Genomic DNA, 13746 nt, shown 5'->3' with positions numbered 1-13746 from the left:
CTGCCCATGCGCTCACCCCGTCGCCGCCAGGAGCCCGCCGATGCCGTTGTGCCTTCGGCCGCAGCCAGCACGACGATCCGCCGCCTGCGCAGCCAGCTCCACACCGAGCGTGCAGCACTGCGCCGGGCGCAGGCCGATCTGCAACTGGCCGCGCAGCGCTTTCGCAGCGTCTTCGACCAGCAGTTCCAGTTCATGGTGATCCTGTCGCCCGAGGGCCGCGTGACCGAGATCAGCGAACAACTGGCCTTGCGTGCCGGCGCCGTGCCGGCCGACCAGATCGTCGGGCGGCTGTTCTGGGAAACGGTCTGGTGGCACCACGTGCCCGAGGCACAAACGCTCTGGACCGAGCGGCTCAGGCAGGCCGCGTCGGCCGACGGGCCGTTGCTCAACGAAGACGTCTTCAACTCGTCTTCGGGCGAGATGCGGGTGGCGGCCGCGGCCATCACCGCGGTGAAGAACGCGCAGGGCGAGGTCGACTGTTTCGTCGTGCAGGCGACCGACATCACCGAGACGCGGCGCGCCGAGCAGCAGCGCCAGGGGCTCGAGGCGCAACTGCGCGAGACCCACAAGCTGCAGGCCATCGGCACGCTGGCCGGTGGCATCGCACACGACTTCAACAACATCCTCGGGGCCATTCTCGGCAACCTGGCGCTGGCGCAGCAAGACATCGAAGCCGGTCACCCGGCGCAGGCACGGCTGGCGCAGATCCGCCAGGCCGGTGCGCGGGCGCGCAGCCTGGTGCAGCAGATCCTCGCCTTCAGCCGGCGCCAGCCACACGACCTGGTGGTGCAGCCGCTGCAACCGGTGCTCGAAGAAACGATCGCGCTGCTGCGCACCACCTTGCCGGCCAGCGTGAGCATCGAGCTGCGCCTGAGCGACGAACCGCTCTGGGTCAACGCCGATGCGACGCAGATCCAGCAGGTGCTGATGAACCTGTGCACCAATGCCTCGTTCGCGCTCGAGCAGGATGCCGGGGTCATCGAGGTCGGGCTCGAGCACCTCACGCTGCCAGAGCGACTGAAGCCGCTCGCGGTGCAGGGGCCGCCCGGTGACAACGCGCACCTGTGGGTGCGCGACAGCGGCGTCGGCATGGACGAGGCCACCCGCGCGCGCATCTTCGAGCCCTTCTTCACCACCCGTGGGGCCGCCGAAGGCACCGGGCTGGGCCTGTCGGTCGTGCACGGCATCGTGGCCGAGCATGGTGGGGCGATCACGGTCGAAAGCGCACCCGGCAAGGGCAGCGTGTTCCACGTGGTGTTGCCGCTCGCCGCCGTTTCCGAAGACGCGCCGAGCGCCACCGGCCATGGTGCCGAGCCGCCGCGCGGCACTGGCCAGCACGTGCTCTATGTCGACGACGACGAGATGATGGTCGTGATGGTGCAGGGCTTGTTGCAAGGCGCGGGTTACCGCGTGAGCACCAGCCGCGGCGCGCTGGGCGCGGTGGCAACGCTGCGCGAAGACCCGGCGGCTTTCGACATCGTCGTCACCGACTTCAACATGCCGGGCGGTTCGGGTCTCGAGGTCGCCCGCGCGGTGCGCGCGTTGCGGCCGGGCCTGCCGGTCGTCATCAGCTCGGGTTACCTCACCGACGAGTTGCGCAGCGCTGCGGCACGGGCCGGCGTGCGCCGCCTGCTGCAGAAGGAGAACACGGTCGAGGAGCTGTGCGTGCTGCTGCGCGAGGTGCTGGCGAGCCCTGCCGCCTGAGCCGGTTTCAGACGATGCGCCAGAGTTGCGCCAGCAACTGCTTCGCGTCGGCGTCTTCGCCGGCCTGATCCACCAGTTCGGTGAAGAACGCCTCGCAGGTTTTGGCACGGGCCGCGGCGCGCCGCACGAGCACCGCGGCGATCGGTCCGATGTGCTGCGTGAGCAGCCGCCGGGCGCCTTCGACCACGGCGTCGGTCAATGGCGTGCTGCCGAGAACCGGCAACCGGCTGGCTTCGGGTGGCGGCGCGGCGGCGGGCGTGGCACTCTGCAAGGGCAGCAACGACTGCGCGCGCAGCAGAAAGCCGTCGCGCTCGTCGGCGTCGAGCGCATCGGCGGCGATGCGTGCGACCAGGTCGTGCAGGTCGGTACTGCGCCGGGCGGCGTCGCGCACGACCAGCCGCGCCACCGGGCCGAGGTGGTCGACGAGCACCGCTTCGATCGCGGGCAGCAGGGGGTCGTCGCACACCGGCGGGGCGAGGGTGCTTGAGGGGTTCGGCTTCGCCTCGGTGGTGATCGCCACTTTCACCGGCGCACTCGGCACACCCCGCGGCAGCATCACGGTGGCCATGGCGTCTGCCGCAGACCGCGGCGCATTCATGGTGGCCGGCGACAGGTGCGGCGCGATGGGCGCGCCCGCGGCTTCGAGCAGCGCCGCGCGCATCTGCGCCGCGCTCTTGTACCGATCTTCGGGGCGGCGTGCGAGTGCGCGTGCCACGACCGCGTTGAAACGCTCTGGCGGCGGGGTTTCGATCGCCAGCGTCGACGGCCCCGGCGGCGTGTCGTGCAGCACCTGGTACATGATCTGGCTGGTGCTGCCGCGGAATGGCGGTGTGCCCGTCAGCAGCTCGTAAAACAGCACACCGCAAGAGAAGATGTCGACGCTGCAGTCGGGTGCTTCGCCGGTGTAGCGCTCGGGCGCCATGTAGCCCGGCGAGCCGAGCACCGAGCTCGGTTGCGTGAGGTCGGACGCCTCGATGCGCGCGATGCCGAAGTCGGTGACCTTCAGGCGCCCGTCGGGCGTGACGAGCAGGTTTGCGGGCTTGATGTCGCGGTGCCACACACCTTGTTCGTGGGCGCACTCGAGCGCGTCGAGCAACTGCATCATCAGGCTGTTCACGTCGTCGAGCGGCAGGCGCCGGCCCTGCGCCGTGAGTTCGAGCAGCGACACGCCGTGCACGTATTCCATCGCGATGAACCGGTCTTCGCCCGACTCGCCGTACTCGAAGACCGAGACGATGTTCGGGTGGCACAGGCGGCCTGCGGCCTGGGCTTCGGTCTTGAAGCGCTGCGCCGCCATCAGGTCTTGCGCGGCCGGCCCGAGCAGCGGCGCGCGCACCGCCTTCACGGCCACCCGGCGATGGATGTGCGGGTCGATCGCGTTGTAGACGATGCCCATCGCGCCCTGGCCGAGCACGCCGACGATCTCGTACTTGCCCAGGCGCTGCAACAGCGGCTGCGCCGGGTCGCCGAGCATGGGGCGGGCGCTCATGCTGGTGCGGCCTCGAGCAACCGCAAGGCCTGCACCAGGCTCTTGCGCATGCGGCTGAACGACACGGCCAGCCGGCCGATCTCGTCGCGTGCCGTGGCGTCGAAGGCGGGCGCACCGAGCTCACCCAGGCTCACGCGGTCGGCGATGCCCGAGAGCTGCATCACCGGGCGGATCACCAGCCACCACAGCATCAGGTTGAGCACCACCGCGATCGTGGCGAACACGGCTGTGAGCATGCCCATGAACAGCACCCAGGCGTCGTGGGCGCGTGCCAGCGGCACGGCCATCGGCACCGAGACGAGTTGTGCGCCGACCGTTTCGTTGAGCTGCCAACCGAAGCCGTTGGCCGGGCCGTACTTGTCGACCAGGGTGCGCGGCGCGGCGTCGACGGTGCTGTGGCAGCGCAGGCAGGCGCCGTCGGTGATCTTGATCGGGCGCGCGATGTAGAGCGCGCGGCCGGCCGGTGTGTCGCGCTGGCCGATGAACTCCTTCGCCTCGGGCGATTTGCGGAATTCACCGATCACGTCGGCTTCCCATTCGATTGCGCGGTCGCGCGGGTTGGTGGGGTTGATGGTGGCTTCCTTGTAGCTGTAGTCGGCGTGGTTCTTCTGCAGCGCGGCCATCACCTCGGTGGCCGAAAACGCCGGCACCGACTGCGGCAGGAACGCGTACTTCATCTGCGTCTCGAGCAGCGGTGCCACCTGCTTCGAGGTGTAGGCGCGCACCGCGAGCGCCTTGTCGAACAGGAAACGCGCCTGTTGCAGCACTTCGTCTTGCGCGTTTCGTTCGAGCAGCTTGCGCGTGAGCACGCCGGTGGCCGCCAGGCCGATCAGGAACACGACCAGGAACACGAGGTTGAACTTGAACAAGAGCTTCATGGGGTCTCCGTCAGGGATGCGTGTGCTTGTGCCAGCGCAGGTTCGGCGGCTGGTGCGGGTGCGGCGGCCGGTGCGGGCGCCGCTGCCACCGGCGCGGCCGGGCTGCGCTTGGCGGCGGCCAGCAGCACCGGCTTGGCTTTGGGTTTTTCGGGGAAGAGCACGCGGGTCCATTCAGGGTGCGTGCGCAACTCGGCCACCAGCCCGACCCGAAAGGCCTTGTCGCGGGCCAGCGGGCCGAAGCGCTGCACGAACGAAGGCCGCAGCAGCGCTTCGGCATTGATCCACGGTGCCACGCTCGCATAAGCTGGCTCGGCGCCGGCGCCCGCTTCCACGGCACGGCCTTGCCACAGCGCGGCGCGGCGCGGCAGCGAGTCGGCAAACGCGCGTGGCAGGCCGTCGATCAGGTCGGCCGGCGGGCGCCGCAGCCGCGCACCGGGCTGGGCGGCGCGGGCCGCGAAAGCGTCGCCGTCTTTCAGGCTGTTCGGGTCGGCGGGCCGGCCCTCGGCGCGCTCGAACACGTCGGCGCGGCCGCTTTCCACGAACACCAGCGAGGCCTGCGGTGTGGCCCGCACGACCACGCTGCCGGCGAGCCGGGCCACGCCGAGTTGCGGCATCGCGAGCACCACGTTCGACGCGGCTTTGCCCGAGCCGGTGCCGACCTTGAGCCAGCCCTGCAGCAGGTAGAGCGAGCTGACCCGCTCCGAAGCAGCGGCGAGAGCACGCGGCTGCAGCAGCAACTCGGTGGCGGGGCCGAGGTCGATCACGCTGCCGTCGTCGAGCTCGATGCGTGCGAGACGGGTGTCGGCGCGGCTGCGCACGATGTCGTCGGCGCGCAGGCGCAGGCCTTCGGTCGCGGCGAACTCGCGGGTCTCGCGCAGCACCACCAGGTCGCCTTCCTTGATGGTGAGTACACCGAGCGTGGGCTCGGCGGCATGCACGGGCAGCATGGTGAGCGCGGTCAGCAGCGCGGCGTACAGGGCGGGTCGGATCATGGTGGCGGCTCCTCGCCGGGTGGGCCGGCGTGCAAGAAGATTAGGTCTCACCCGGCATACGGAAAATCGCCCCGAATGGGGACGTTGCGATGAGGTTCTGGGGGGTCGCATTAGGTTGCCCTCCCAAATCGCGCGGCACAATCGACGCTCTCGAAGAGCCGGCCACAGCATGCCCACGCCACGCCCCGAACGCACCGAAGCGCATGTCCGCATCGACCTCGCCGCCGCCTACCGGCTGGCGGCTCAGCGCGGCTGGGACGACACCGTCTACACCCACATCTCGGCGTCGGTGCCGGGCGAGGCGGGTGTGTACCTGATCAACCCGTTCGGTGCGCGCTTCGACGAGATCACCGCGTCGGCGCTGGTCAAGGTGAACACGCGCGGCGAGGTGGTCGACGGCTCGGCGACCCGCGTCAACCCGAGCGGCTTCGCGATCCACGGCGCAGTGCACGCGGCGCGGCCCGACGCCGAGTGCGTGATGCACCTGCACACCGCTGCCGGCGTGGCGCTGTCGATGTTGCCCGGCGGCCTGCAGCCGACCTCGCAGTGGGCCATGCGCCTGCACGGCCGGCTCGGCCGCCACGCCTACGAAGGGCTCGCTTTCGGTGCCGACGAGCAGGCGCGGCTGGCCGCCAACCTCGGCCAGCTCGACGGCGTGATCCTCGAAAACCACGGCCCGCTGATGGTCGGCCGCAGCGTCGCCGAAGCCTGGATGCTGATGTACCTGCTCGACCGCGCCGCGCAAGCGCAGCTGAGCGCCATGGCGGCGAGCGGGGGGCGCGTGCAGGCCGTGGCCGAAGAACTGGCCGCGCTCACTTATCGCCAATGGGTCGGCGACGGCTCGGAGCGAGATGGCGACATCGAATGGCCGGCGCTGCTGCGCGGCCTGGACGCGGCCGACCCGAGCTACCGCGACTGAAACAACCCCAACGCAGAAAGAGACCAGACCATGCCCACGATCCGAGTCGAGATGTTCGAAGGCCGCACGCCGGAACAAAAACGTGCGCTCGTCGCCGCCATCACCGACGCCTGCGTGCGCACCATCGGTGCGTCGCCAGAGAGTGTCGACATCCTGCTGTTCGACATCGCCAAACAGAACTGGGCCACCGCCGGCACGCTGTGGAGCGACAAAGGCGCGCCGCCCAAGCCGGCCGGCTGAGACCGGCCCTGATCCTGATCAGAACTGCAGGAAGGTCACCCCGGCCCCGAAGCTGGTCTGGCGGAAGTTGTAGTCGGTGAGCGTTTCGCCGTAACCGCGGAAGGCCTGCACGAACCAGCGCAGGCCGTTCGGCTGGTCGCGGTAGATCGGGTACGTCCACTCGAACTGCAAAGCGCCGTACTTCAAACCCTTGAGTGTGCTGCGGTACAGCAGCGAGGCGGTCTGCAGGCCGTGGTTCCAGTTCAGCTGCGCTTCGCCACGGCCGCGGTAGGTCACGAGGTCGGGGTTGTTGTCGGTGGCGAGCGGTTCGTTCAGGCGCTGCGTCAGGCGCGCCGTGAGCGACCAGTCGCCACGCTCGAAGCCGGCGCCAACATACACGCGGTTCCAGCTGCGCGAGAGCGGGTCGGACTGGCCGTTCGACTGGTGCGCCAGCCCGAACTGCGTGTAGCGCCACTGCCAGCCCAGCGGCAGCTCGCGCCAGCTCTTCGGCGTGGGCACGACGTAGATCGCCTCGGGCTCGAAGTCGGTGTTGCGAAACGGTTTCGAGTCCTTGCCGTTCCACACCTGCCACATCACCTGCTGCGAAAACGCGACCCACAGGTCGGCCTCGGGCAGCAGCACGTCCTGCGCGAGCTTGGTGCGCAGCGAGAGCTGGAACTTCGCTTCTTCGCGCCGGTAGTCGGGCTGCATCACGGTGGCCTGGGTCGGCGACTGTGCCGCCCGGTTGATGCGGCTGGTGACGTGGATCGGCAGCACGTAGTTCGGGCGAAAGCCGACGAAGTTGAAGATGCCGCGCTTGTCGGCCGGCTCCAGCTCCCAGTACTTCGACATCAGCGTCGTCTGCGCTTGCGGCTCGGCTGTCTCGGGCAGCTTTGCACCCGTGGGCGCGAGCAGCGAGGTGGGCGCCGGCGTGGCGGCGGCCGGCAGGGTTTCCTGCGCCGGCGGCACGGTGGGTGCGGCAGCGCGGCCGGCGAGCTTGTCGTAACAGGCGAGGCGGTCGGACGGTGCGCCGATCGCGGCGCAACTCTCGAGCGTCGGTGAGTCGGTGGTCTGCGCGACGGTGGCGGTCGAGAGACCCCATACAAGCAGCCCGGCTGCAATGGCGTGGGGCTGGACAACAACGGGAGAAGGCATCGTGCGGGCCAATGATTTGAACCGCGCGGAGTGTAGGGGCAGCGCCGCGCCAGGGCGCTGCTGCGGGGCTTTCAGGGGCCCTGGTCGATGCCTGCCGCTGCGAAGCCGGCCCGGGTCTCGGCACTGGCAAGGTGCCGCATCAGCGCCTGCACGCCGGCACCCGGCCGTGCCCTCGTCGGCGTGGCGGCATACGCCGTCAGGTTCTGCAGCTCTTGCGGCAACGGGCCGACGAGTTGCAGGCCCTTGCCTTGCAGCAGCACGATCTCGGTGATCGCACCGAAGCCGATCTCACGGCCCTTGCCGTGCAGCACGTGCTCCATCACCGAAGCGCCGTCGGCGTAGCGTGTGCTCTTGGGCAAGGCCTGCGCTTCAAGCCCCATCTTCTTCAGCAGGCCTTCGAAGTACAGGCCGGTCGAGGCGCGGTTGAAGACCAGCGAGTCGGCGTCGAGCACAGCGCGTTTCACGGCGTCGGCGTTCGAGATGTCGGGCGGCGCTACACCCGGACGCACCGCCACGCCGATGCCGACACGGCCGATGGCCGCACGCTCGGTGCCGAGCTTCGCTGCTTTTTCCAGCTCGTCGAGCACGGCTGGCGGGGCGATCACCAGGTCGAAGCTCTCACCCGCGCCGATGCGCTGGCGGATCTGCGGGGCGGTCGCGAACGTCAGCACGACCCTGTGGCCGCTCGCCTTCTCGAACGCGGCCAGCGCCGGGCGGATGCCCGGTTCGATGGCGCCGGCGCTCAACACGGTGACTTGCGCGGCGAGCGCAGCTTGTGCGCAGCACGCCAGCAGCACGACGCTCGACCACAAGACGCGTCGCTTCATCGCCCACCCTTCGCCGGCCAGGCCGGCCGCGAGCGGTCGGGCACGGGCGGGAACTGCGGTGCCTTCACGCCGTGCCGTTCGATCTGAGCCAGCGCCGTGGCCACTGCCATCTCGAGCTGCCGGTCGCTGCCGGTCGCCGCGTCTTGCGGCGCATTGTCGACTTCGATCGTCGGGTCGGTGCCGTAGTTCTCGACACCCCAGCCCACGTCGCTGAAGCAGAAGGCGAACTCCGGTTGCGTGGTCTCGGTGCCGTCGATCAGCTTGTGGCGCGGCCAGATGCCGACCACGCCGCCCCAGGTGCGCATGCCCACGAGCGGGCCGATGCCCATGAGCTTGAAGTTGTGCGAGAAGATGTCGCCGTCGGAACCGGCGTGTTCGTTGGTGAGCGCCACCACCGGCCCGGCCGCGGCTTCGTCGGGGTAGGGCGTGGGCTGGCCCCAGCGCTGCGTGGCATACGCGATGCGCTTGCGCGCCACCTTCTCGAGCAGCAACTGCGAGACGTGGCCGCCACGGTTGTAGCGCACGTCGACGATCAGCGCGTCGCGGTCGCACTCGGTCGCGAAGTAGCGGTGGAACTCGGCGAAACCGGCGGCCACCATGTCGGGCAGGTGGAAGTAGCCGACGCGCCCGTTCGAGCGCTCGTGCACCCAGGCGCGGTTGTGCTCGACCCATTCGCGGTAGCGCGCCGGCACTTCGTCGGCGAGCGTGGTCACGAGCACGTTGCGCGTGCTGGCCGACTCGCCGTTGCCCGAGGCCAGCGTGAGCTCGACCTTGGTGCCGGCCTGGTGCACCAGCAGAGATTGCGGCGGCCGCTCGCGCGAGACCCGCTGGCCGTTGACGGCCACGATGCGCTCGCCAACCTTCGCCTCGACACCGACCGCGTTGAGCGGCGAATCGGCGCCGCTGTCCCAGGCGTCACCGCCGACGATGCGGGTGAGCTCGTAGCTGCCGTCGGCTTCGACCAGGCGGGTCTCGGCCGCCAGCCCGCCGAGTGCCACCTGCGGCGGGCGACGGTGGTCGCCGCCCACTTCGTAGGCATGCGAGGTGCCGAGTTCGCCCTGCATCTCCCAGACCACGTCGGACACATCGGCCCGCGTGGCAGCCCGTTCGATCAGCGGCGCGTAGCGGGTGTACACACCGGCCCAGTCGATGCCCGACATGTTCGCGGCCCAGAACTGGTGGCGTTGCAGGCGCCAGACCTCGCGCAGCATCTGGCGCCATTCGCGCCGCGGCTCGACCGACAGACGGATGCGGTCGAGGTCGAGCCAGCCGCTCTTGCGCGAGGGCCCGCCTTGGCCCGGCTCCTTGTCGGCCTCGGGCTTGCGGTTGACGCTGATCGCCCGCAGGCGCTTGCCTTCGCGCAGCACCAGCGTGCCGTGGTCGGCGGCCAGCTCGAAAGCATCGGCCTTCGCTGCCAGCGGCTCGGCACGCAGCGTGGCGAAGTCGAAGACTTCGAGCCGCGCCGAAGTGTCTTTGTGGCCGCCACGGCCGTGCGCGCCGACGATGCCGAGCACGCTCCACACCACCTTGCCGCCGGCCGCACCGACGAGCTTGCCGAAGCGGTCTTCATTGACCGGGAAGGGCGCCACGCGCCGCGCGATGCCGGCCAGGTCGACGCGCATCGGTGCTGCCGCGTCGGCTTCTTTCTTCGCTGCGTCCGCGCCCGGCTTCTCTGCGGCCAGCCCCTTGGGCACCGGCTCGAACGGCGGGCTGCCACCGGCCTGCAGCGCGATCAGGTAGGGCCGCGCAGCGCGCGGGAAGCTCAGCTCGAACTGCACGCTGTCGTACACCGGGTCGAAGGTGCGCAGCGACAGGAAGTACAGGTACTTGCCGGCCGGGTCGAAAGCCGGGCTGTAGTCGCGGAACTCGGGCTGGGTGACGAGCGTGCTGCTGCGCGCCGCCACGTCGAAGAGCTTGATCGCCGTGTGGCGCATGCTGGTCTGGTAGCTGTAGGCGAGCCAGGCGGCGTCGGGCGACCAGGCCAGGTCGTCGCTGCGGCCGTTGGGGCTGCGGTCGACTTCGGTGAGCACGCCGCTCGCCACGTCGCCGACCCACACTTCGTTGCGGTGGTTGGCCATGGCGACGAGCGTGCCCTTGGGCGCCGCCAGCAGGCTGCTGACGTGGCCCACGTCCCACGGCAGCGCACGGGCCACGCCACCCTCGAACACCGTGACCTGCTCTTCGCCCGAGGCGTCGCTCACCGCCACCAGCGTTTCGCCGTCGGCCAGCCACTGGCCATGCCGCAGCCGCGCGGCCGGGTCGCCTGCCGCGCCCGCGTCGGCAGTGTGCTGGCGCACCGCGCCTTCCCACAACGCCATCGTGAACAGCTGGCCGCGTGCGTCGAGCGCCACGCTGTGGCCGGCCGGGTGCACGCGCACGGCGCCCAGGTGGTCGGCGGCCGGCACGAACTTGCGCGCGGCCTGGGTGCGGTGGGCGGGTGTGTCGATCTCGATCCGGCGTGTGGCGTTGGCCGCCGGGTCGAAGATCCACAGCTCGGCGCCGCACTGGTAGACGATGCGCTGGCCGTCGCTCTGCGCGTGGCGTGCGTAGAAGTCTTGGTGCTCGGTGTGGCGCTGCAGGTCGCTGCTGTCGGGCAGGCAGGAATAGAGGTTGCCCACGCCTTCGCCGTCCGACAGGAAATAGATGCGCTCGCCGAGCCACATCGGGCTCGTGATGTTGCCGGCCAGCTCTTTCATGCGCCGGAACTGGCCGTCGCCGACCGCGTCGACCCACAGGTAACCGGCGGTGCCGCCGCGGTAGCGCTTCCAGCGCGCCGGGTCGGCGGTGTTGCGGCCGATGACGCGTTGGTTGGCAGGCCCGAACGCCAGGTGGTTCACCTGGCCGAGCGGCAGCATCTGCGGCGTGCCACCTTCGGGGGCGATCGTGTAGGCGCGCATGTTGCGAAAGAACGGCTGGCCGTGCGTGCTGACGAACAAGATCTGCCCTTGCGGCGTCCAGCCGCGCACCGCGGTGTCGGGGCCGAGCCAGGTGAGTCGCTTCGCGGCGCCGCCGGCGGCCGGCATCACGTAGACCTCGGGGTGCTGCTCGTCGCGGCCGATGAAAGCGAGCCACTGGCCGTCGGGCGACAGGCTCGGGGTGGTCGGCTCCGACAAGCCGGCCGTGAGGCGCCGGGCCACGCCGCCGGCGGCGTTCACGTGCCAGAGATCGTCGTCGCAGACGAAGGCGACGTTGTCGCCCTGGAGGGTGGGGAAACGCAGGTAGGCGGCTGTGCTCATGGGCGGGGCTCGAGGCTCGTTGGAGGGGGCTCGCGGTGGCGAGTCTTGCAGTATGCGGTGCTTTGAACCCGGCTTCGCGGCGCCGAACGTGGGGTGTGCCGGGCAGCGCTCGCCGACCAAGGGAAAGCCCGGATCACCAAGCCGGTCATTTTGACTACATTGCTTGTATGCAAGTTTGTGCCCAAGTGGACGGCTTGCTCCACCCGATGGAGAACATCCCATGCCCCGATTCCTTCGTTCCCTGTTCGGCCAGGTCGTCCTGGCCCTCGTGCTCGGCGTCGTGCTCGGGCTCGCCGTGCCCGAATTCGCGATCAAGCTCAAGCCGCTCGGCGACTCCTTCATCAAGCTGATCAAGATGATCATCCCGGTGCTGGTGTTCTGCGTCGTGGTGCATGGCATCGCAGGCGCCGGTGACCTGAAAAGGGTAGGGCGCGTGGGCGTGAAGGCGTTGATCTACTTCGAGGTGGTCACGACCATCGCGCTCGGCCTGGGCCTGCTGCTGGCCTTCTGGTTCCAGCCCGGCGTGGGCATGAACGTCGACCCGAAGGCGCTCGACGCCAAGGCGATGAGCGCCTACGCCGAAAACGCCAGCAAGCTCACCGGCGGCGGCACGGTCGAGTTCCTGATGAAGCTGATCCCGACCACCGTGGTCGACGCCTTCGCCAAGGGCGACGTGCTGCAGGTGCTGCTGTTCGCGATCCTGTTCGGCTCGGCGCTGGCGCTGATCGGCGCGCGCGGCAAGGCGGTGGCCGGCTTCGTCGACGACCTGTCGCACGTGCTGTTCAAGATCATGGGCATCATCATCAAGCTCGCGCCGCTGGGTGTGCTGGGGGCCATCGCGTTCACGGTCGGCAAGTACGGCGTGGGTTCGCTCAAACAGCTGGGCATGCTGGTCGTGCTGTTCTACGCGGCGGTGCTGATCTTCGTGTTCGTGGTGCTCGGCGCGATCATGCGGTTCAGCGGCTTCTCGCTCATCAAGCTGCTGAAGTACCTGCGCGAAGAACTCGCGGTGGTGTTCGCGACCACCTCGTCCGACAGCGTGCTGCCGCAGATCATGAGCAAGCTGAAGCGCATGGGCATCCGCGACTCGACCGTCGGCCTGGTCATCCCCACCGGGTATTCGTTCAACCTCGACGCGTTCTCGATCTACATCACGCTCGCCGCGGTGTTCATCGCGCAGGCCACCAACACGCCGGTCACGATGACCGACCTGCTGACGATCCTTGCGATCGCGCTCGTCACCTCGAAGGGTGCGCACGGCGTGCCGGGCTCGGCGATCGTGGTGCTCGCGGCCACGCTGCAGGCCATTCCGGCGATCCCGGCCGTCGGCCTGGTGCTGGTGCTCTCGGTCGACTGGTTCATGGGCATCGCCCGCGCGCTCGGCAACCTGATCGGCAACTGTGTCGCCACCGTGGCCATCGCTGCCTGGGAAGGTGACATCGACCGCGAGCGCGCGCATGCGGTGCTCGACGGCCGCCCGGTGCCCCCGACCGAAGACGACGCCGATGTCGAAGCGGTCGCGCTGCCGGCCCGCGCCTGACACGCAGGTATTCTCGCCACCATGGCCAGCCAGATCGAGATCGCACAACAAGTCGTCGAGTCCATCCTCGCGCAGAAGCTAAAGCCGGGCGAACGGCTCGGCGAGCAGGAACTGGCCGACATGTTCGGCGTGAGCCGCACGCTGGTGCGCGAGGCGCTGATGCAACTGCAGGCGCGGGGCTTCGTCGAGGTGCGCACACGCAAGGGCTGGTACGTGGTGGAGCCGTCGATCGACGAAGCGCGTGATGCCTTCGCGGCGCGGCGGGCGGTCGAGGCCGGCATGCTGCGTGAATCGCAACTTTTGCGCGAGGCCGGCAAGCCCTTGCAGACCGTGATCAAGCGCCTGCGCCAGCACGTGAAAGACGAGCAGGCGGCGATCGCCGGCACCGACATCGCGACCCGTACCTTCCTGCTCGCCGACTTTCACGTCTGCCTGGCCGAGTGCCTGGGCCACAACCTGCTGAGCGGCCTGCTGCGCGACCTCACGGCGCGCACCACGCTGGTGGCCTCGCTCTACCAGTCGACCCACGACGCGCGCGCCTCGTGCGCCGACCACGCGCGCATCGTCAACGCGCTGGCCGAGCAAGACGTGGAAGGCGCGGCACAGCAGATGCTGGTGCACATCGGCGACGTGGAGAGCGCGCTCGGCAAATCGGCCGCGGCGGTCGACCCGCGCGAGCGCCTGCGCGCGTCGCTGGCGCCGCTGGCGCGCGGGGGGCGCGCCATCGGGCAGTGATGGCCCGGGCTCGCGGTGGCCTGCCGCCGCTGCGGGGCGGGCGCTTGTCAGC

At 69.7% G+C, this 13746-nt stretch carries 10 protein-coding genes and 1 pseudogene; 5 read left to right on the top strand and 6 right to left on the bottom strand.

The window, feature by feature from the left end; all coding sequences use genetic code 11:
• The first annotated feature begins 6 nt into the window (after positions 1-6).
• Positions 7-1704 (top strand): hybrid sensor histidine kinase/response regulator, encoded by a 1698-nt coding sequence (locus AC30PD_RS03365; protein WP_489534228.1) that lies wholly within the window; start codon positions 7-9, stop codon positions 1702-1704.
• 7 nt (positions 1705-1711) lie between these two features.
• Here the strand turns inward: AC30PD_RS03365 and AC30PD_RS03360 are convergent, their stop codons facing one another.
• The 3 genes from AC30PD_RS03360 to AC30PD_RS03350 are packed head-to-tail and all read right to left on the bottom strand — an operon-like array spanning position 1712 to position 5063.
• The gene (locus AC30PD_RS03360; protein WP_489534227.1) at positions 1712-3193 is read right to left on the bottom strand and encodes a serine/threonine-protein kinase; all 1482 of its coding nucleotides are present in this window, start codon (positions 3191-3193) and stop codon (positions 1712-1714) included.
• On the bottom strand, positions 3190-4071 hold the full coding sequence (locus AC30PD_RS03355; protein WP_489534226.1) for a c-type heme family protein: 882 nt from the start codon (positions 4069-4071) through the stop codon (positions 3190-3192). Before AC30PD_RS03355 ends, AC30PD_RS03360 begins: the two co-directional genes overlap by 4 nt.
• Complete coding sequence (locus tag AC30PD_RS03350; RefSeq protein WP_489534225.1) at positions 4068-5063, bottom strand: FecR domain-containing protein; 996 nt, start codon at positions 5061-5063, stop codon at positions 4068-4070. Before AC30PD_RS03350 ends, AC30PD_RS03355 begins: the two co-directional genes overlap by 4 nt.
• Positions 5064-5232: 169 nt before the next feature.
• Here AC30PD_RS03350 and AC30PD_RS03345 point away from each other — a divergent pair, with 169 nt between their 5' ends.
• Both AC30PD_RS03345 and AC30PD_RS03340 read left to right on the top strand, forming a co-directional pair.
• Positions 5233-5982 (top strand): class II aldolase/adducin family protein, encoded by a 750-nt coding sequence (locus AC30PD_RS03345; protein ID WP_489534224.1) that lies wholly within the window; start codon positions 5233-5235, stop codon positions 5980-5982.
• A gap of 24 nt (positions 5983-6006) precedes the next feature.
• Positions 6007-6222: pseudogene (locus AC30PD_RS03340) on the top strand (4-oxalocrotonate tautomerase); the annotation flags it as partial.
• Between the two features lie 18 nt (positions 6223-6240).
• On the opposite strand, the gene AC30PD_RS03335 reads toward AC30PD_RS03340, so the two are convergent.
• The 3 genes from AC30PD_RS03335 to AC30PD_RS03325 form a co-directional block, all read right to left on the bottom strand.
• A complete protein-coding gene (locus AC30PD_RS03335) occupies positions 6241-7356 on the bottom strand; it encodes a phospholipase A (RefSeq protein ID WP_489534223.1) in 1116 nt (371 codons plus the stop codon).
• A 71-nt stretch (positions 7357-7427) separates the two neighbouring features.
• Positions 7428-8183, bottom strand: coding sequence for a substrate-binding domain-containing protein (locus tag AC30PD_RS03330; protein WP_489534222.1), 756 nt, complete (start codon positions 8181-8183; stop codon positions 7428-7430).
• Positions 8180-11419 (bottom strand): S41 family peptidase, encoded by a 3240-nt coding sequence (locus AC30PD_RS03325; protein WP_489534221.1) that lies wholly within the window; start codon positions 11417-11419, stop codon positions 8180-8182. The genes AC30PD_RS03330 and AC30PD_RS03325 overlap by 4 nt, the downstream gene beginning before the upstream one ends.
• A 220-nt stretch (positions 11420-11639) precedes the next feature.
• Between AC30PD_RS03325 and AC30PD_RS03320 the strand changes: the two genes are divergently transcribed.
• A complete protein-coding gene (locus AC30PD_RS03320) occupies positions 11640-12959 on the top strand; it encodes a C4-dicarboxylate transporter DctA (RefSeq protein WP_489534220.1) in 1320 nt (439 codons plus the stop codon).
• Between the two features lie 21 nt (positions 12960-12980).
• On the top strand, positions 12981-13694 hold the full coding sequence (locus AC30PD_RS03315; protein ID WP_489534219.1) for a GntR family transcriptional regulator: 714 nt from the start codon (positions 12981-12983) through the stop codon (positions 13692-13694).
• The last annotated feature ends 52 nt before the right edge of the window (positions 13695-13746 follow it).

The sequence above is a fragment of the Rhizobacter sp. genome (assembly GCF_032229685.1).
In the GTDB taxonomy this organism is placed as follows: domain Bacteria; phylum Pseudomonadota; class Gammaproteobacteria; order Burkholderiales; family Burkholderiaceae_C; genus LMDS01.
This window is presented reverse-complemented; position numbering and strand designations above follow the sequence as displayed.